Annotated in this window: 1 protein-coding gene; it reads right to left on the bottom strand. The window is 65.4% G+C overall.

Annotation, left to right across the window (positions count from 1 at the left end):
- Positions 1–131 precede the first annotated feature (131 nt).
- A partial coding sequence (locus tag ACTQ48_RS11685; RefSeq protein ID WP_441571110.1) for a hypothetical protein occupies positions 132–324 on the bottom strand: 193 nt, incomplete at its 5' end.

The raw sequence follows: 324 nt of genomic DNA, 5'->3' as shown, positions 1-324 counted from the left end.
CGCGTCCCCGTACTCGATCGCGATGAGCACGTTCGCGGGTTGCTTGTAGTACTGCCTGGGGAGCAGGTTCCCGTCTGCGAGGGTGCGGGCGTACTCGAGTTTTTGGGGCATAGTTGCCAGTTCGGTGCCGGTCATGCTGCTGTCCTGTCTGTGGTGGCCGCGTCTCGTGCGGCGTGGAGGTCGGTGATGAAGCGCTGCCCAGCCCTCAGCAGGGCGGTGAACAGGGCTGGGTTGAATCGGATCGGGTAGGTGGCGAAATCGAAGCCGCGTTCACCGGCGGCGAGGATGGCGAGGATGGCGCGGTCGAGTCCGAGGATGCCGAGG

Origin of the sequence: Collinsella sp. Sow4_E3, assembly GCF_052116285.1 — a bacterium.
In the GTDB taxonomy this organism is placed as follows: Bacteria; Actinomycetota; Coriobacteriia; order Coriobacteriales; family Coriobacteriaceae; genus Collinsella.
This window is presented reverse-complemented; position numbering and strand designations above follow the sequence as displayed.